At 62.3% G+C, this 17017-nt stretch carries 18 protein-coding genes and 1 tRNA gene; 8 read left to right on the forward strand and 11 right to left on the reverse strand.

Annotated features, from left to right (window positions below; genetic code table 11):
- Window positions 1–2 precede the first annotated feature (2 nt).
- From nuoH to I41_RS09605, 5 genes are all read right to left on the reverse strand, one after another.
- Window positions 3–1295, reverse strand: a complete 1293-nt coding sequence (nuoH, locus tag I41_RS09585) for an NADH-quinone oxidoreductase subunit NuoH (protein WP_246133847.1) — start codon at window positions 1293–1295, stop codon at window positions 3–5.
- A 223-nt stretch (window positions 1296–1518) separates the two neighbouring features.
- Window positions 1519–2721, reverse strand: a complete 1203-nt coding sequence (locus tag I41_RS09590) for an NADH-quinone oxidoreductase subunit D (protein WP_145432336.1) — start codon at window positions 2719–2721, stop codon at window positions 1519–1521.
- A 59-nt stretch (window positions 2722–2780) separates the two neighbouring features.
- Entirely contained in the window at window positions 2781–3311 is a 531-nt protein-coding gene (locus tag I41_RS09595) for an NADH-quinone oxidoreductase subunit C (protein WP_145432337.1), read from the reverse strand.
- A gap of 7 nt (window positions 3312–3318) precedes the next feature.
- Complete coding sequence (locus I41_RS09600; RefSeq protein ID WP_145432338.1) at window positions 3319–4014, reverse strand: NADH-quinone oxidoreductase subunit A; 696 nt, start codon at window positions 4012–4014, stop codon at window positions 3319–3321.
- Window positions 4015–4154: 140 nt separating this feature from the next.
- Window positions 4155–4703, reverse strand: a complete 549-nt coding sequence (locus I41_RS09605) for a 4Fe-4S binding protein (protein ID WP_145432339.1) — start codon at window positions 4701–4703, stop codon at window positions 4155–4157.
- Between the two features lie 882 nt (window positions 4704–5585).
- Here I41_RS09605 and csrA point away from each other — a divergent pair.
- The 4 genes from csrA to I41_RS09625 all read left to right on the forward strand — a co-directional run bounded on the left by csrA (window position 5586) and on the right by I41_RS09625 (window position 7752).
- Complete coding sequence (gene csrA, locus I41_RS09610) at window positions 5586–5807, forward strand: carbon storage regulator CsrA (protein WP_145432340.1); 222 nt, start codon at window positions 5586–5588, stop codon at window positions 5805–5807.
- 291 nt (window positions 5808–6098) lie between these two features.
- A tRNA-Glu gene (locus I41_RS09615) sits at window positions 6099–6171 on the forward strand.
- A 164-nt stretch (window positions 6172–6335) separates the two neighbouring features.
- Window positions 6336–7370: a ferrochelatase gene (locus I41_RS09620; protein ID WP_145432341.1), complete on the forward strand. Its 1035-nt coding sequence runs from the start codon at window positions 6336–6338 to the stop codon at window positions 7368–7370.
- A 40-nt stretch (window positions 7371–7410) separates the two neighbouring features.
- Window positions 7411–7752: a hypothetical protein gene (locus I41_RS09625; protein WP_210421143.1), complete on the forward strand. Its 342-nt coding sequence runs from the start codon at window positions 7411–7413 to the stop codon at window positions 7750–7752.
- Window positions 7753–7827: 75 nt separating this feature from the next.
- Here the strand turns inward: I41_RS09625 and I41_RS09630 are convergent, their stop codons facing one another.
- Window positions 7828–8478 (reverse strand): isochorismatase family protein, encoded by a 651-nt coding sequence (locus I41_RS09630; protein WP_145432342.1) that lies wholly within the window; start codon window positions 8476–8478, stop codon window positions 7828–7830.
- Window positions 8479–8671: 193 nt separating this feature from the next.
- Here I41_RS09630 and hslV point away from each other — a divergent pair, with 193 nt between their 5' ends.
- Both hslV and hslU read left to right on the forward strand, forming a co-directional pair.
- On the forward strand, window positions 8672–9205 hold the full coding sequence (hslV, locus tag I41_RS09635) for an ATP-dependent protease subunit HslV (protein WP_145432343.1): 534 nt from the start codon (window positions 8672–8674) through the stop codon (window positions 9203–9205).
- Complete coding sequence (gene hslU, locus I41_RS09640; protein WP_145432344.1) at window positions 9202–10548, forward strand: ATP-dependent protease ATPase subunit HslU; 1347 nt, start codon at window positions 9202–9204, stop codon at window positions 10546–10548. Before hslV ends, hslU begins: the two co-directional genes overlap by 4 nt.
- A gap of 187 nt (window positions 10549–10735) precedes the next feature.
- Here hslU and tsaE read toward each other — a convergent pair whose 3' ends face one another.
- Both tsaE and thiL read right to left on the reverse strand, forming a co-directional pair.
- Window positions 10736–11266 carry a tRNA (adenosine(37)-N6)-threonylcarbamoyltransferase complex ATPase subunit type 1 TsaE gene (gene tsaE, locus I41_RS09645; RefSeq protein ID WP_168206790.1) on the reverse strand — a complete coding sequence of 177 codons (531 nt, stop codon included), beginning with the start codon at window positions 11264–11266 and terminating at the stop codon, window positions 10736–10738.
- Window positions 11267–11318: 52 nt separating this feature from the next.
- Complete coding sequence (gene thiL, locus I41_RS09650) at window positions 11319–12245, reverse strand: thiamine-phosphate kinase (protein WP_145432346.1); 927 nt, start codon at window positions 12243–12245, stop codon at window positions 11319–11321.
- 182 nt (window positions 12246–12427) lie between these two features.
- Here thiL and I41_RS09655 point away from each other — a divergent pair, with 182 nt between their 5' ends.
- The gene (locus I41_RS09655) at window positions 12428–12646 is read left to right on the forward strand and encodes a carbon storage regulator (RefSeq protein ID WP_246133849.1); all 219 of its coding nucleotides are present in this window, start codon (window positions 12428–12430) and stop codon (window positions 12644–12646) included.
- Between the two features lie 82 nt (window positions 12647–12728).
- Here the strand turns inward: I41_RS09655 and I41_RS09660 are convergent, their stop codons facing one another.
- The 3 genes from I41_RS09660 to I41_RS09670 all read right to left on the reverse strand — a co-directional run bounded on the left by I41_RS09660 (window position 12729) and on the right by I41_RS09670 (window position 15540).
- Window positions 12729–13748, reverse strand: a complete 1020-nt coding sequence (locus I41_RS09660) for a cell division protein FtsQ/DivIB (protein ID WP_145432347.1) — start codon at window positions 13746–13748, stop codon at window positions 12729–12731.
- A gap of 133 nt (window positions 13749–13881) precedes the next feature.
- Window positions 13882–14760 carry a UDP-N-acetylmuramate dehydrogenase gene (murB, locus tag I41_RS09665; RefSeq protein ID WP_145432348.1) on the reverse strand — a complete coding sequence of 293 codons (879 nt, stop codon included), beginning with the start codon at window positions 14758–14760 and terminating at the stop codon, window positions 13882–13884.
- Window positions 14761–15018: 258 nt separating this feature from the next.
- Window positions 15019–15540, reverse strand: a complete 522-nt coding sequence (locus I41_RS09670; protein ID WP_246133850.1) for a tRNA (cytidine(34)-2'-O)-methyltransferase — start codon at window positions 15538–15540, stop codon at window positions 15019–15021.
- 248 nt (window positions 15541–15788) lie between these two features.
- Between I41_RS09670 and I41_RS09675 the strand changes: the two genes are divergently transcribed.
- Complete coding sequence (locus I41_RS09675; protein ID WP_145432350.1) at window positions 15789–16862, forward strand: Gfo/Idh/MocA family protein; 1074 nt, start codon at window positions 15789–15791, stop codon at window positions 16860–16862.
- Window positions 16863–17017: the final 155 nt, after the last annotated feature.

Here is a 17017-nt window from a genome sequence, read left to right on the forward strand (position 1 = left end):
CGTCAGTTCCCCCTTCCTTGGTTGGCGGCAAGGCGCGGCGCTAATGAAGTCGCGGCGCCTCGCTCGACCATGGCAGGCTTAGCAGGCTCCGCTGTTGTGGTAGGCAACGCGGCCCAACCCTCATCGACGGCGAAGGTCTCCTGCGGGGCGGCCAGTAAGCCAAAGAACGTCCGACCCGGCAGGTTGTATTGCCACACGACCGCGCCCAGGAACATCACCGCCGCGATCGGCGTGCAGTACTTCAAACATGTCGCCATCACCTGGTCGATCCGCAATCGCGGCAGCGTCCAGCGAATCCAGATCATCACGCTCACGCCGACCACGCCCTTAAACAGCACGTTGAGCAGTCCGAGCAGATTGCCGATGTACCCCGGAACGTCGCCATTGGCGGCCGTGAGACCGAGCATCGACGCGACGGGGATCGGTCCGTTCCAGGCCCCCAGGAACAGGACTGAGGCGAGGATGCTCACCGAGAGCATCGAGCCGTACTCGGCCATGAAGAAGAAGCTCCACCGCAGGCCGGAGTACTCAGTGTGGAAGCCCGCCACGAGTTCGCTTTCGGCTTCGGCCAGGTCGAACGGCGCGCGATTGACGCTGGCCGTCGCGCAGGTCAAGTAAACCCAGAACGTGATGAACGTCGCGGGGTCGTGAAAGATGAACCAGTTGGTGAATAGTCCTGCTTGTTGGTTGCCGATGACGACCATGTCCATCGAGCCGGCGATGAGCACCGGCACGACGGCGCACATGCCTAAGGGAACCTCATAGCTCACCACCTGAGCCGCTTCGCGCATGGCGCCGAAGAGCGACCACTTCGAGGCCGAACTATAGCCGGCAAGGATCACGCCGAAGACTTCGAGCCCCAGGACGGCAACGACGAAAAAGACGCCGGTGTTCAGGTGCTGAGCGATCCACGGGTAGGGACCGCCGGCGAACGGAATCGCTATGAAGGCGGCAATTGACGCCGCGAAGCTGACGTAGGGAGCGATCTTAAAGAGAAAGCCATCCGCCCCATCGGGCATCAGGTCTTCCTTGGTGATCAGTTTCAACCCGTCGGCCAGCGTTTGCAGCCAGCCGAATTTTCCGCCGACGCGCGTCGGCCCGAGACGATCTTGAATTCGGCCGGAGATCTTGCGCTCCAACCAGATGAAGACGAGCGCGCCGACAGCGACCAAGTTAATGATCAGCGTAATGTGAATCAGTGCAGCAACAATGTAGCCCACGGCACTGTCCGCCGAGACTGAGAGTCCCAGTCCCGACAGCATCCAGTCGAGTAACTTGTTGATTGCAGACGCCACAGCAAACTTCCGTGAGATGCGAGCGAGCTAGCGACCGCTCATGAAAAGGGAGTGCTTTGCCACATTCTCACACTTCATAATGACAAAGCACTGGAACTGAATCGTCGAGACTGTCGTGCCAGCGGAAGTTTGTGAAATATGGCACAATGGGTCGCAAGTGTATAGTGTCAGCCGGCTAAAATCACCCTGCGTTGAGCGCTGCCGGTCACGGAATTGGCGAACTCTAACGGTCGATCTCGCCCATCACGATGTCGAGCGATCCGACGATCGCCGGCACGTCGGCGATCAAGCAGTCGCGGCATAATTCGCTCGCCACCGAGAGGTTGCAAAAACTGCTGCTCCGCGCCCGTGCGCGCCACGGAATGGCTTCGCCGTTGCTGACGATGTAAAAGCCCATCTGACCCCGCGGCGCCTCCGTCTCCAGGTACGCCTCGCCCTTCGGCAGCTTTTGATTCAGCTTCATCGGCTCGCCGTAGCTGCCGCTGGCTCGGCTGTACCGATCGATCCCCTGTCGCACTAGGTCGATCGACTGCATGACTTCCAGCATCCTCACATAGAATCGATGCCAACAGTCGCCAAGGATCGCTTCCTGCGGCACGGCTGGATATTGGTGATCCTTAGGGTAGTGCCCGTTCTTCTCGACGATGACCTCGAAGGCATAGCCGTCGTACATCGCGGTGTAGATTTCCTCGCCGTCGCGGCGGAGATCATGGTCAACGCCGCTGCCCCGCAGCACCGGGCCGCTGGTCCCGTAGTCGATGGCGGTCGCCGCCGACATGACGCCAATGGCGGCGGTGCGCTTGATGAAGATCGAATTGGTCGTCAGCAGCGTATGGTATTCGACGATGATCGGTTCGAGTTGCGTGAGGAACGCTTCACACTTCTCGAGCCACCCAGGCGGCAAGTCAGCCGTGGCGCCGCCGACGGTGATATAGCTGTAAGTGAGTCGCGCGCCGCAGACTTCCTCGAACAGGTCGAGAATTCGCTCGCGCTCGCGAAATGCATAGAGAAAGGGGCTGAACGTGCCGAGGTCGAGGCCGTACGCCCCCATGCCGACCAAGTGGCTCGCGATCCGACCCATCTCCGAGATGATGACCCGCAGATGCCGCCCCTTCTCGGGCGGTTCGTACTTCATCAACTTCTCGATGGCGAGCGCCCAGCCGAGATTCATGTTCATCCCGGCGAGGTAATCCATCCGATCGGTGTACGGAATGAACTGCCGCGGCGTGAGGTTCTCGCCGATCTTCTCAGCGCAGCGGTGCAGATAACCGAGATGGGGCGTCACTTCCGACACGACTTCGCCGTCGGTCCGCAGCACCAAGCGCAACACGCCGTGGGTGCTCGGATGCTGCGGGCCCATGTTGACCAGCATTTCATCCGTACGGACGTCGAATTCGATCGTGCGCGGGTCGTCGACGGTGGACATTGCGTTTGGAGGTCAGGGGCCAGAGGTCGGAGGTCAGGATGAGCAGGGGAGAAGGATCTTTACCTGCCGCGTATGCCGTGATATTCGAGCGGCATTTCGTAGTCTTTGCGCAGCGGGTGGCCGACCCAGTCTTCGGGACAGAGGATCCGCCGCAGGTTCGGATGCCCGAGGAAGTGGATGCCGAACAGGTCGTAGCACTCGCGCTCATGCCAGTCCGCGGTGCGCCAAACGTGCGCCACCGAGTCGATTTCGGGCAACTCGCCGACTTCGTCATCCCTCCAACGCGCGAGCATCGCCTTCAGCACGAGGCTATGCTTATGTTGCATGCTGAAGAGGTGATAGACGACTTCGAGGTGAGGCTGCCACTCGCTCTTCGCTGCCTTCTTCTCGTCAACGTGCAGATAGTCGACGGCGGTGACGCTGTTGCAGTAGTCGAATGCCAGGCTCGGCTCGTCGCGCAGATACGCGCAGACCGCGACAATCGCTTCGGGAGCCACTTCGATCCAAGGATCGACGTTCTCCAAGTTCGCGCCGGTAATCGCAGCGCCGAACTTCTGTTTCAGTTGGTCGACCAGCGTCGGTTCGCTCATGGCATTCTCAGGCAGACAAAATGGAGCCAGCGGGACGTCCGCGCTTCTGTTCGAGTTCCAACGTCACCGGCGCTCGCTCAACGACCTCGCCGGCATGGCTGCGAACCGAGCGGACCCAGTTGAGGTCGCCGCGACGCCAGACGTACGCGAAACCAACCATTAGCACGGCGAAGAAGACGCCGATGTCCCACAGCGAGGCCATGGCCATCTGCCGCGCACTCGATTGCACCGAGGCCTTCAGGGCAGACTCGCCGACGTCGCCAAGTTCGCGACGTTCCGCCGGCGAGAGGGCGCCAATGGTCGCGGGCGATGGATCCCGCACGCCGAGCTCCCGCAAGCGCGCGATGGCCTGCGGAGTCAACTGTTCTGGCGCGCCGCCGTCGGGATCGAGGTCGGCCATCACCACCGGCATGTTCGGAGCCGTGAGTTGCGTCGCCTTGCCGAAGACCGTCGCCCACGGGAAGAAGAACGCAACTTCGACGTCGAAGATGATGAACAGCAGCGCGACGACGTAGAAACGCAGATCGAACTGAACGAAGCTCGAGCCGATCGTCGGCTCGCCGCATTCGTAGACTTCAAGCTTCTCCTGATTCGGCAGCCGCGGCCGCAGAAAGCGGCCGACAACCAAATTCACAAAGAGAAACAGTACGGCGACGCCCGCGAAGAGGCCGAGGTAGGCGACGATGGCGATGGGCGTGGCCATGAGCTTTTGGTCTGTGTTAACTAGGGTGAGTAGTCGTTTAGATGAGGATGAGTAAGTGGAATTTTTAGTGCGTACCGACTCTTAATTGCAATTCAACTACCGCTATCTACCTACTCACTTAAACCCTTACTCACTTACGGCTACTGATTCGGCCCCCCATGGACCGGTTCGACAATGACCTTCGACTGGGCGACGGCCGTCGGATTGATCGTCGCCCGGCCCCACGCCACGTCGAGCGGCAAGCGGGCGAAGTCGACGATGCATCCGTCGCGGCTGTAGCAGCTAAGGTCGTGGCTCGCGCCCATAAAGATGCAGTCGACCGGGCAAGGCTCGACGCAAAGGGCGCAGAACATGCACTTGCTGTAGTCAATCGCGTAGCCGGTGATCTTGAATCCCTTGCTCCCCTGCGCACGCTCTTTGCCGATGTAAATGCAATCTACCGGGCAAGCCTTGGCACATTGATCGCACGCAATGCAGGTCGTGAGATCGAACCGGTGGAAGCCGCGGTAACGGGCGGCTACCGGCACAGGAAGCTCAGGATATTCGAAATGCTCGGTGAACGTCTTGCGATCGGGGCGATAGGTTTTCACCCACGTTCGCAGCGTGACCCACATCCCAGCGCCGACCGTGGCGACTGCTTCAACGATATTTCCCAACCAGGGGAAGACTCGCTTGAGTCTGGCAATCATGGGCGAACTTCACCTTCGTCCCGATCAGTGCGGCGAAAAAGCTCGACCGCGGCCGTCAGGGAGTTCCACCGACCGTAGTGCTCGCGCCGTTGAACGAGTGCGTTGTCGCATCCGATGCGACGACGCCAGAGCGCAAGCCAAAAGCAGCCCCTGGATTATAAAGATGTCGCGCTGCGCCGCAACCGCCTAGAGTTGACGATGCGTTGAATCGAAAGGATACGCTCACGCTGTCGCACCGCTCGTCGCGAAGCCAACGACAATCGCCGCCGCGTGACGCGAAAAATTAGTGAGGCGAAAAGTTAAGCGGCGCGCCCTGCCGAATTTTCTGACGGGCGGGGCAACGATACCCGCAGCCTTGCTTGGGTAGGTCGATGGGGGACGGCGCCGACCTTACGGAAGCGTTTGTACCGGCAGCCACGCGCCGAGTTGAATCCCCGAGTCATCCTCCCAGCCGCTCCCCAGTTGGGGCGTGTCAAACGTGCGGCAACGCTAGCGATGCGCTACTGATTCCCTGGCGGCGGCCGCCGCCGCATTGTCGGACCACCGATATTCTGGCCAGATCGTTCGTAACTCTTTTGCAGGAAGTGCTTTGCGTCGTTCCTTTTGAGCCGACTTTCCGCACCGCGCGAAGGGATGGGGTGCAAGCTGGCGTGGGGGCTTGCCCGCAAAACTCCACCCGACACGCAAAAAATGGGCCGCCCTGCGTCATCATTTCTTGACTCGTCCCGATCACCACGTAGAGTGGAACGAGGGGAATGGTACCCATTCCCGGCTGGGGGCGCCCTAATTGGCCGTGCAAAAGGGGTTAGGATCGCTCGCGGCGGCAGGCATGAAGGCAGCTATTTTGGAGGGCCGCCGGGCCAACCTACGAAGGAATCGATCATGTTAGTACTCTCGCGCAAGAAGAACGAAAGTATTGTCATCAACGATGACATTACAATCGTCGTGGTGGAAATCCGCGGCGACAAAGTTCGCTTGGGAGTAGAAGCTCCTAAGGAAGTCCCTGTTCATCGCAACGAAGTCTACGAAGCAATTCGCCGCAACCAACAAACTGGTTCCGTCGATGGCGAGGCCCATCAAGCCGACGCCAATGCCGCCGAGTAGCCTGCGTCCGGCGTGAAGGACTACTCGCCCTCCGCGCGGGGCGTTATTCTTTTTTGGTTATCTGAACAGTTCGCCAGACTTGCGAACCCTGTTCGTCGTCGAACGGATCTCTTCTTAGCTGATTGCCCTGCATCCATTCGCCGTTTTTGGCGAATTTTTTCTCGCGCGGCGACGACTGGTGCGACCACGGGCCTTGACGATCCGTCGTGCTCCCGCACAATGCGAGTTTCGTCGCCGGCTGGTCGATAGAACCGTCCCTCCGTCGATCGATCGATGAGAATGTATCGCTGCGGCCCCGTCGTCTAGAGGCCTAGGACACCGGCCTTTCACGCCGGTAACACGGGTTCGATTCCCGTCGGGGTCACTGAGGCCCAGAGTGCGCATTCGCGTGCTCTGGGCCTCGCTGCGTTTCAGGCGGACGGGTGATTTAGGATTTCTAATTTTCGATTTCGCGGAGAATGAAACCGCAGAGAGCGCATCAGTCGAAGTCCTCACAACGGAAATCATCACTAGCAAAGCAGAAATCCTTTGCCTGCATACGACGCCATCTTGATTGTCTCATTCGGAGGACCCGAAGGGCCCGACGAAGTGATGCCGTTTTTGGAAAACGTTTTGCGCGGCAAGCCGGTGCCGCGTGAGCGCATGCTAGAGGTCGCCGAGCATTACCAGCACTTCGGCGGCGTTAGCCCCATCAATGAGCAGAACCGCCAGCTGATCGCGGCGTTGGAAACGGAACTAGCGGCAAATGGGCCGCAATTGCCGATCTACTGGGGCAACCGCAACTGGCGACCGCTGCTCCCCGAAACGCTCGCCCAGATGGGCCGCGACGGCGTCAATCGGGCGCTGGCGTTCTTCACCAGCGCGTTCAGCTCTTACTCGGGCTGCCGTCAGTATCGCGAAAACATCGCCGTCGCCCGTGACGAGGTTGGCTCCTCGGCGCCGGAAGTGGACAAACTGCGAGTTTTCTATAATCACCCGGGCTTCATTGAACCGATGGTGGAGTCCCTCGCCGCCTGTCTGGCGAAGGTCCCGTCAGCCCAGCGAGCCACGGTGAACGTGCTGTTCACGGCGCACAGCATTCCACTGTCGATGGCCGCCAATTGCCGCTACGAAGTTCAACTCGCCGAAGCGTGCCGACTAGTCGCTGCGGGCGCTGGTCTGGCTACCGATCAATGGGAACTCGTCTACCAAAGCCGCAGCGGCTCGCCCCACCAGCCTTGGCTGGAGCCCGACGTCTGTGATCGAATCCGGTCGCTCCAAGCCGCGGGCAGCTTGCACGATCTCATTATCGTGCCCATTGGATTCATCTCCGATCATATGGAAGTGCTCTTCGACCTCGACACCGAGGCCCGCCAGCTGTGCGAGCAGCTCGACGTTCGGATGCAGCGGGCGGCGACCGTCGGCGTTCATCCGCGGTTTATCCGCATGATCCGCGAACTGATTGTCGAACGCATCGACGGCGCCGCTGAAAGGCCCGCATTGGGGTCGCTTGGCGCCAGTCATGACGTTTGTCCGGCCGATTGCTGTCTCTACGCCCCTCAGCGGCCCGCCAGCGGGGGCTGATGACAGCCACTTCGAAGATGTAGAATTCTAGGAAGGGCCAATGGCGCCCCCATGGAATTACCTGATCAATTGGAGTGGAAGCATGAAGTTCACCTACACGTTCGCGCTGGTCGCCGCCCTCGTCGGCATGGTTGGCTGCAGTGACAACACGAAGAAGCAAACCGACGAGGCTGTGAAGGAATCGACCGAAGCATTGAAGGCCGCCGCCGACGACGCGAAAGCGGCCGGCGAAAAGGCTGTCGAGGACACCAAGGCCGCGGCCGATGCCGCCGTCGAAGCGACGAAAGACGCGGCCGCGGGCGCCGCGGACGCAGCTAAGGATGCCGCCGACGCCGCGAAGGACGCCGCCGACAAGGCTGCTGAAGCCGTGAAGAAAGAGTAAGCCGCGAAACATCGCGAGGTGTACTTGAGAGCCGGGGCGTCGACCGTCGCCCCGGCTCTTATTGCAAACCGGCGCCTAGTTGGCGCGGAAGCCGACGATCGGCCCGTTGCCGGGAGGCGACTCTTTCGCCAGCGAGCTGACTTGTTTGAACTCGGGCGTGCCTGCCCGTTCGCACCATTCGAAGATCGCGGCCTCGGTTGTCGTGATCACTACGCCCGACGCTTCCATCCGCCGCAGCCCGACTTCGTGATCGATCGGCCAGCGCGTGCCGACGGCGTCGGCGGCGACGTAGACCTGGTAGCCGCCGGCGAGCAGATCGAACGCCGTCTGCGCGACGCAGACGTGCGTCTCGATGCCGCAGAGCAGGATGCGCTCAACGTTCTCGGCCCGCCACAGCGAAAACAACTCGCCGCATCCTCCGGCGCTGAACGCGAGTTTCGCGTGCGCCGGCGCCGCGATCCGCTCTGCCAGGCAGGGTTCGGTCGCGCCGAGTCGCTCGGGGTACTGTTCGGTCACCGCCGTGCGGACGCTCAAGATGTTGGCGCCATCGAGCAGCCGGCGGCAATTCCAAATGATCCGCGCAGCGTCGGGCACAACCTTTAGTAGCCGCTCCTGGGCGTCGATCAGCAGCAGCCCCGTGTCGCAGGGCCGCATCAACTCCGTGCTCCGCGGCAACGGGGCAGGGGAGTGGCCAACGGGCGTCGAGTGTGCGTGTGCGTCGCTCATCCCTCCAAAGATACCGCCCCACTAGCCGGACCGCCACGCGGCTCGGGCGAGGCGCCGAACGAGTCGCCACTTCGCCCGGAGGCAAGTGTGCCTCCGGCTAGCATCCAGCATCCCGCCCCTTCCTCCTTCCCCCCTCCGCCTCCCCCCCTCACAATAAAGGGTTCCCACCTTTCCACAGACGCCAGCAACCGCCATGAAATTCCGCTCGACCACAATCCTCACCGTTCGTCACAAGGGGCGCGTCGCCATGGGCGGCGACGGGCAGGTGACGATGGGCCAAACAGTCGTCAAAAGCGATGCCGTGAAAATCCGCCGGCTGATGGATGGCCAGGTACTCGTCGGCTTCGCCGGCGCCGCGGCCGACGCCTTTGCCTTGATGGAACGCCTCGAAGCAAAGCTCAAGGATTATCCGGCGAATGTGCCACGCGCCGCGACCGAACTCGCGAAGGAGTGGCGGATGGACCGCGCCCTGCGGCGGCTCGAAGCATTGGTCGCCGTGGTCGACGCCAAGAACACGCTCCTCCTCTCCGGCACCGGCGACGTGATCCAACCGAGCGACGGCGTCCTCGGCATCGGCTCGGGCGGCAACTACGCCCTCTCGGCCGCGCGGGCGTTGATCAACCATAGCTCGCTGGGCGCCGCGGAAATAGTGCGCCACTCGCTCGACATCGCCGGCGAGATCTGCGTTTACTCCAACCGCAACATCGTGATCGAAGAACTCTCGTGAAGCACCTCACTCCCCGCGAAATCGTCACCGAGCTCGATCGCCACATCGTCGGCCAGGCCAACGCCAAGCGCGCCGTCGCGATCGCGCTGCGCAATCGCTGGCGTCGGCAGCAGCTCGACGACGATCTCCGCAAGGAAGTCGGCCCGAAGAACATCTTGATGATCGGCCCGACCGGCGTCGGCAAGACCGAGATCGCCCGTCGCCTGGCCCGACTCACCGGCGCGCCGTTCATCAAGGTCGAGGCGTCGAAGTACACCGAGGTCGGCTACTACGGCCGCGACGTCGAGAGCATGGTCCGCGAACTGATCGAAAACGCCATCGGCCTCGTCCGTGAATCGGAGCTCGCCGAGGTCGAGGAAGAGGCAAAGCGCCGTGTGACGGAACGGCTGCTCGATCTGCTTGCCCCCGCGCCCACGACGATCGAGGTCGCTGTCGATCAGCCTGAAGATCCCAATCGCTACGAACGCACCCGGGAAAAGATGCGGGCGATGCTGCTTGGCGGCGAACTCGAAACACGCCAGGTCGAGATAAAGATCGAACAAAAAACGCAAGCGATGGTGATCCCCGGCATGGGCGGCCCGGGGAACGATCACATGGACATCGACTTTCAAGGAATGCTCGAAAAAATCATTCCCAAGAATTACGTTCGACGTACGCTGACCGTTGCCGAGGCGCGCCGCGTCCTGTTCGAGCAGGAATGCGAAGCGCTGATCGACAAGGAAAAGGTCAACGCCAAGGCGGTCGAACTCGCCGAACAGACGGGCATGATCTTCATCGACGAGATCGACAAGGTCGTCGCCAGCGAAGGGGGCCGCGGCGCCGACGTCTCGCGTCAAGGCGTGCAACGCGACCTGCTCCCGATCGTGGAGGGGACCACCGTCCAAACCCGCTACGGCTACATCAAGACCGACCACATCCTGTTCGTCGCGGCGGGGGCGTTTCACTCGACGAAGCCTTCCGACCTAATGCCCGAACTGCAGGGGCGATTCCCGATTCGCGTTGAGCTGGAAGATCTCACGAAAGAAGACTTTGTCCGCATCCTCGCCGAACCGCGGAATTCGCTCACCCGGCAGTACGCCGCGCTGATGAAAACCGAAGGGGTCGAGGTCGTCTTCACGGAAGACGCCGTCGCCGCGCTGGCCGACTACGCCTACCGCGTGAACCAGTCGACGCAGAACATCGGCGCCCGTCGGTTGCATACGATCATGGAGCGACTGCTGGAGGAGCTCTCCTTCGAGGCCCCCGAAATGCACATGGGCCGCGTCGAAATCAACGCCGCGTACGTACGTGAGCGGCTGGATGAGATCGCCCAAGACGAGGATCTCAGTAAGTTCATTTTGTAGATGAATGCATTGTCTTTCCGGCACCCTCCGCCTGGAGGGAGCAACGAGCACGGTCGCCAGCGGCGATCGAGCGCAGGCGCTAGTCCGTGCAAAGCACAGGGCGGGGGAGGGGGGAGAGCCCTGGTACATGCTTCAGTCACCCCTCCCTAACCCTCCCCCTCAAGGGGAGGGGACCAGAGGAATTCAATTAGCGAAGCGATCGTGAGATTGCTTCGACGATTGCAGCAATCCCCTTCCCGCGCGCCGCCAGCGTAAACTGCCGCGACGTCTCCCCCACCGCCTCGCAACGAATCTCCACATACTCCCGCGGCAAACAGCGCTCCACGCGGTCGGCCCACTCGACGAACGTCACTCCGTTCGACTCAAAGTATTCTTCCGGCCCGAGCTCAATGAACTCGTCGTCGTCGCGCAGCCGGTAAGCGTCGAAGTGATAGATCGGCAGCCGCCCCTGGTATTCGTTCACGAGCACGAACGTCGGACTCGTCGCCGCTTCGCGCGGCACGCCATGGGCCGCAGCGAACGCCTGCACCAGCCGCGTCTTCCCGGCGCCCAGCGTACCGATGAGCGCGACCGTTGTTCCGCCAGGCAGCGTCGCGGCGAGCGCAGCGCCGAGGCGTTCGGTATCGGCCTCGCTCGTCGTTAAGAAATCGAACGTATCCATCAACGTCTCGTGTTCAAAATGGTAGCCGCGGGTCAACGACCCTCCGGAGCGGCGCACGCTAGGCTCCAATTCTTCTAACGTTCCGCTCCGGCAGGTCGTTGACCTGCGGTTAGTGGCGGTAGCCGCTCGCGTCGAGCGGCGTCAAGCGACGTTCGGCGCCCATCTGCCACAATCCCGCGTGCGTCACGCACTCGCCGATAAACGTCACCGGCACGCCGAGCGGTTGCTCTCGCACGATTTGTTCCGCTACCTCCGGCGCCGCCGTCAGCAGCAATTCAAAATCTTCGCCGTCGCCCAGCGCATGTTCAAGCGGCGTCGCCCGATCGCACGCCGACAGCTTCACGGCATCGGCGGAGATGGGAATCTGGTCGAGCCGCAGCGCCACGCCGCAATCGCTCGCCGCCGCCAATCGCGAGGCGTCCAGCGCTAAGCCATCGCTGATATCCATCCCCGCGCTCAGCTCGTAGCGCTCATTGAGCAGCAGTCCCTCCCGCACCCGCGGCTCCACCCGTAGATGCCGGCCCAAAATGCTGCCGCCGAGAGCGCCCGTCACTAGCACATAATCGCCCGGCCTTGCTCCGCTGCGAGTCAACGGTCCATGCACGGTCGCCCGCCCTAACGCCGTAATTGAGATTGCCAACGGCCCATCCCAGGAATTCGTATCGCCTCCCGCAATCGCGACATTGAATTGCTCCGCCAGCGGCAACATCCCGCGATAGAGTTCGATCGCGAGCTGCTTCCCATCGCGCCCGCCGCAGCCCTTCCGCGGCAGCACGAGCGACACCACCGCCGCCACCGGTTCCGCCGCCATCGCTGCGAGGTCGCTGAGGTTGACGCCGAGCGCCTTGTGGCCGACGAGCCGTGGATCGGTTTCGGCCAGAATGAAATCGACCTCGTCGGTGACTGCATCAGTCGTCACCACGAGGTCGCCATTCGTCGGCCAGTGCAGCACGGCCGCATCGTCCCCGATCCCGATCCGCAGCAGCGGATGGGGGGGAAGATTTTCACTTAGCCAGCGAACAAGCTCAAGTTCCACGCTGTCCTCAGGTTTCGATGCGCCGCTTCCTAAATCGCGCTCATTACCCAGTATCACAAGCGGCGCCGGCGGCGAATAGGCGGTTTGTCGCCGCTAAACGCTTGCAAACCCCTGCCGGCGCCACTACCGTTAGTTGCATGAGGCGGGCCTGTAGGCCCAACTCGCAGCCCGCGCCGGGCGAGATGGAGATCCCCAACGTGCTGGTCGTCTCTCGAAAAATCGGCGAGCGAATTCTCATCGGCGACAAGATCGCCGTCACCGTGGTGAAAGTCTCGGGCGGAGCGGTGCGCCTCGGCATCGAGGCGCCGGCCGAGCTCGCCGTGATGCGCGAAGAGCTAGCGCTCGAAATCGAAGAGGCCGAAAAGGCCGCGCTCGACGAAACGCAGATCTTCCAGAAGTAGTTGCTGGCCAACGATCTGCCGGAGCGGAAGTCGCAAGGCAGAGCGTTCTTGAACAGCGTTCCAGCGGCTCGTTGAGCCGCGGCTACTTCACCACCTCTCCCTCGGGCTTGCTGACCATCCGCGCCGCTGGCTTCTTGACCATCCGCGGGCCGACCTGCAAACCGCCGCGGACGTTCACCGATCCCGGCGAGTCGATTGAATCGAGCGGCCCGTACTGTTTGACGCACTCGTGGAGCCGCTGCAACTTCACGGCGAACGCATCGTCCCCCGGAACCCGCGCTTGGGGCGCCGGCCCCCACTGTATGCGGGTGCCGCCGCGAGCAATCAGCTCGTAGACGAAGTATTGCTGAGACCCAGAGACTTCCGGGCGCGTTGACGGCGTGATCTCCTGCAGGTGAAGCGCTTCCCACACGTCGCCGAGCAGGGCGGCAATCTCGACGGCGCCGCCCACGCGCGGGTCTTCCCACCGCTGTCCCACCGGCGGTTGGCCGACGATCCCTGTGATTCGCGGCAAGTACTGCCGGCGAATCAGCGGCACATCTTCCGACGGGAGGTGAACGCCCCGATTGTCGACCGGCAGCAGGAGGCGCGTTTCGGCGAATGGGGTTTCGATGACGGCCACCGGCTGGCGATACGTCACGTCAACCTGCACTCCCGCGGGCACCAGCTTCTCGATGCGATCGACGGACGCGATCCACGGATGCAGGGCGAACGCATTCTTCACCGTTTCAGGGAACGCTGGATCAAGCAGCGAGAGACGCCGGTCTAGTCCCGCGGTGTGAATCACCTGACCGCGCACGTCGGCGACGATCCACGCGGGGGGCTGGGTCATGACGATGCGGTCGGCCGGGATTAGGTAACGCTCCCGTGCGGCGACAATCGGCGCCGCGCTTCGCCAGACCGCCTGGGCGCCCCACGCCAGCAACCCGACGACGCCGATGACCACGAGCGCTTTGCCGCGACGGCGGCCCAGGGCGTCGACGATCGCCGGGCGAAAGCCGGCGGGCGTTAGAGTCTCTTCGTCGTCGATGGCGACGACTTTAGACCGCTTCGACTTCGGCTTCGGTTCGACTGGATCGACTTTAGAGTTCTTGCGCGCCAAGGGACACCGCCATCCGTTGCAGGTGTTCTGATCCAGCCCCGGGCTCCGCCCGGGGGTCGGTTTCCATGCCGTTCATGTCATCCGTTACGTAACGCGGCCCCCCGGCGGAGCCGAGGGCTGAAGCAACCGCCGCCTACCAAATCTCCATCTCGGTCTCGAGTTCCACCCCGAGCCGCTCCGCGACGCGGCTCCGAATGAGATCAATCAACCGCAGCACGTCTTGGCTGGATGCTCCATCGCCGGCGACGATGAAGTTCGCATGCCGCTGGCTCACCTCGACGCCGCCGACGCGCGTCCCCTTGAGCCCGGCTTGTTCGATCAACATCCCTGCGCTCATGCCGCGGGGGTTCTTAAAGACGCACGCCACGTTCTGATGCGACAGCGGCTGGCCCGCCTTTTTGACGATCCACTGCTTCTGCATCCGCTTAGTCAGTTGGGCCGGGTCGTCTTGCTCCAGCTGAAACTCGCCGCTGAGGATCACCAATTCGTCGAGACTACTCTGGCGATAGGCGAAGACGAGGTCCTCGCGATTGCGATGCACGATGTCGCCGGCCCTGGTCATTACCGTCGCTCGGCAGGCCCACTGGCCAATGTCGCCGGCCCGGCTGCCGCTGTTGCCGTGAAGGGCGCCGCCGACGGTGCCGGGAATGCCGACCAGCGGTTCCAGTCCCGCCAGGCCAGCCCGCACGGTCTCGCTGATCGCATGGGCCAACTTGACCCCGCCGCCCGCGGTGACGCGATTGCCGGCGATTCGAATCTGCGAGAAGGCCGGGCTGGTGAGGCTGACGACCATGCCGCCTACGCCTTCGTCCCGCACCAGGATGTTGGAGCCCCCCCCCAGCAGGCGAATGGGCACGTCTTCGTTGCGGCAACGGCGAACGAGCGCTGCCAATTCGTCGACCGAATTGGGCTCGGCGAAGAATTCGGCGGGCCCGCCCAGCCGGAGCCAGGTGCGCTCCGCTAGCGGCTCTTGCTGCCGGACGATTTTCTCAAAGCCGCTTACCAGGGTCATGATCGCACAGTCCTTGACGAGTAGGCACCCATGGTGACCGCTGGGCCACGAATCGTCAATTCAACCGCCGTAAATTGCCCAGTCTGGGCGATATAGTCCGGCCGTTCTGGCCGGGTGGTTTCCCGCCACGCTAGGTTTTGGTCGTGGAACGCGGGCGTTCCGGACAGGCAAGCCAGGCTCTCTTGCTTCGGCCGGGGACGAGGCCTGAAATCAGGATTGCTCCCAACGTACCGATCGCACTGCCAATCATATTTCACCTCAACCATCCCACTGCCGCAACGCCTCGTACATCGCCACGGCGGCGCTGTTGGAGAGGTTGAGGCTCCGCACCTCGGGCCTCGTTGGAATACGCAAACAACGTTCCCGTCGCCCGGCGACAATCTCCGGCGGCAGCCCTTGCGACTCCCGGCCGAATACCAGCACATCTCCTGCCGTAAACCCCGCTGACGTATATGCACGGTCGCCAAACTTGGTGAAGTACCAATGTCGCTCGACAGGTAGGGCGGCCGTCAAGGCGCCCCAATCATCAACCACCTCCCAAACGAGATGTTGCCAGTAGTCGAGCCCAGCCCGCCGCAGGTAGTAGTCGTCGACGCGAAATCCCAGCGGCCGGACCAACCACAGTTTCGCGGCGACCGCCACGCAGGTGCGGCCAACGCTGCCTGTGTTGTAAGGAATCTCGGGTTGAAACAGCACGACGTGCATCCGCGGCTCATATTTCGTCGGCTCGACCCCGATTCCGGAGTCGTCCGTCGCGTGTTCCGGATCGTCGTCTACCAACGTTTTTCCTCTACAGCTATTGAGCGGGGAACCGCATAATACGCTACGCATCAACAATGCAAAATCAGGAACCGCCAAGAGTGCCAAGGGAATGCAAGAGTTTGAAACCGCCGATGAACGCCAATAAACGCGGATAAGAATTTCGATTCATCTGCGTCTATCTGCGTCTATCTGCGTTCATCGGCGGTTCCAATTTTTCCCGCGGCGTCCTTGGCGTTTCAATTTGAATTCCCAGAAGGCTCAACAAGATGGCAATCGGGTTCGGTATTGTCGGCGCCGGCATGATCAGTCGCTTTCACGCGAAGGCGATTCAAGAAGTGAAGGGCGCCAAGCTCGTCGCGTGCGCCGACCGCTCGTTCGAGAAGTCGCAAGCGCTGGCCAATGAATTCGGCTGCAAACCGTATCATTCGGTCGAAGCGATGCTCGACAACCCGGCCGTCGATGCCGTGACGATCGCCACCCCCAGCGGCGCTCACATGGAACCGGCCGTTATTGCGGCGAAGGCGGGCAAGCACGTGATCGTGGAAAAGCCGCTCGAAATTACGCTCAAGCGGTGCGACAAAATCATCGACGCCTGCGACAAGGCGGGCGTCAAACTGGCTGCCATTTTTCCCTCGCGGTTCCACGACTCGGCAAAGTTGATGAAGGGCGCCGTCGACGCTCAGCGTTTCGGCCGCATCACGCTGGGCGACGCGTATGTCAAATGGTTCCGCACCCAGCAGTACTACGACAGCGGCGCGTGGCGCGGCACCTGGTCCCTCGACGGCGGCGGCGCGTTGATGAACCAGGCAGTGCATACGGTCGACTTGTTGAGTTGGCTCATGGGCCCTGTCGCCGAAGTCCAGGCCTTCACCGCGACACTTGCCCACGACCGCATCGAGGTCGAGGACGTCGCTGCCGCTGCCCTCCGCTTTGAGAGCGGCGCGCTCGGCGTCATCGAGGCCACCACCGCCGCCTTTCCCGGTTACCTCAAGCGCATTGAACTCCACGGCAGCGAGGGTTCGGCAGTACTCGAAGAGGAAGATATCAAGTCTTGGGACTTCGCGAAGAAGTTGCGGACCGATGCTGCGGTACACCGCCAAATGGCCAGCAGCAAAAGCACCGGCGGCGGCGCCGCCGACCCGGCGGCGATCGGCCACCATGGTCATACGCTGCAAATCCAGGATTTTGTCGACGCCATCCGCAAGGATCGCGCCCCGGCAGTCGATGGGCCGGAAGGTCGCAAGTCGATCGAGATTATCCTGGCGATCTACCAATCGGCCAAGACCGGCAGAAAAGTGACGTTGCCCTTGAAAGGTGACCCCAAGATCGCAAAAGACTAATGTAGCAGTGTTCGTGGGACACCAGATCGGTCAGGATAGACGACTCGCTCTAGCCGTAGGGCGACGCCCTTCGCGCCGCGTCGGCGCCACCCGCCGCACTCATCGCGCCGTCCCAGACCTTACGGCGATCTGGCGGGCAACTTGCTGGAAGCCGT

It is taken from the genome of Lacipirellula limnantheis (assembly GCF_007746075.1).
Lineage (GTDB): Bacteria > Planctomycetota > Planctomycetia > Pirellulales > Lacipirellulaceae > Lacipirellula > Lacipirellula limnantheis.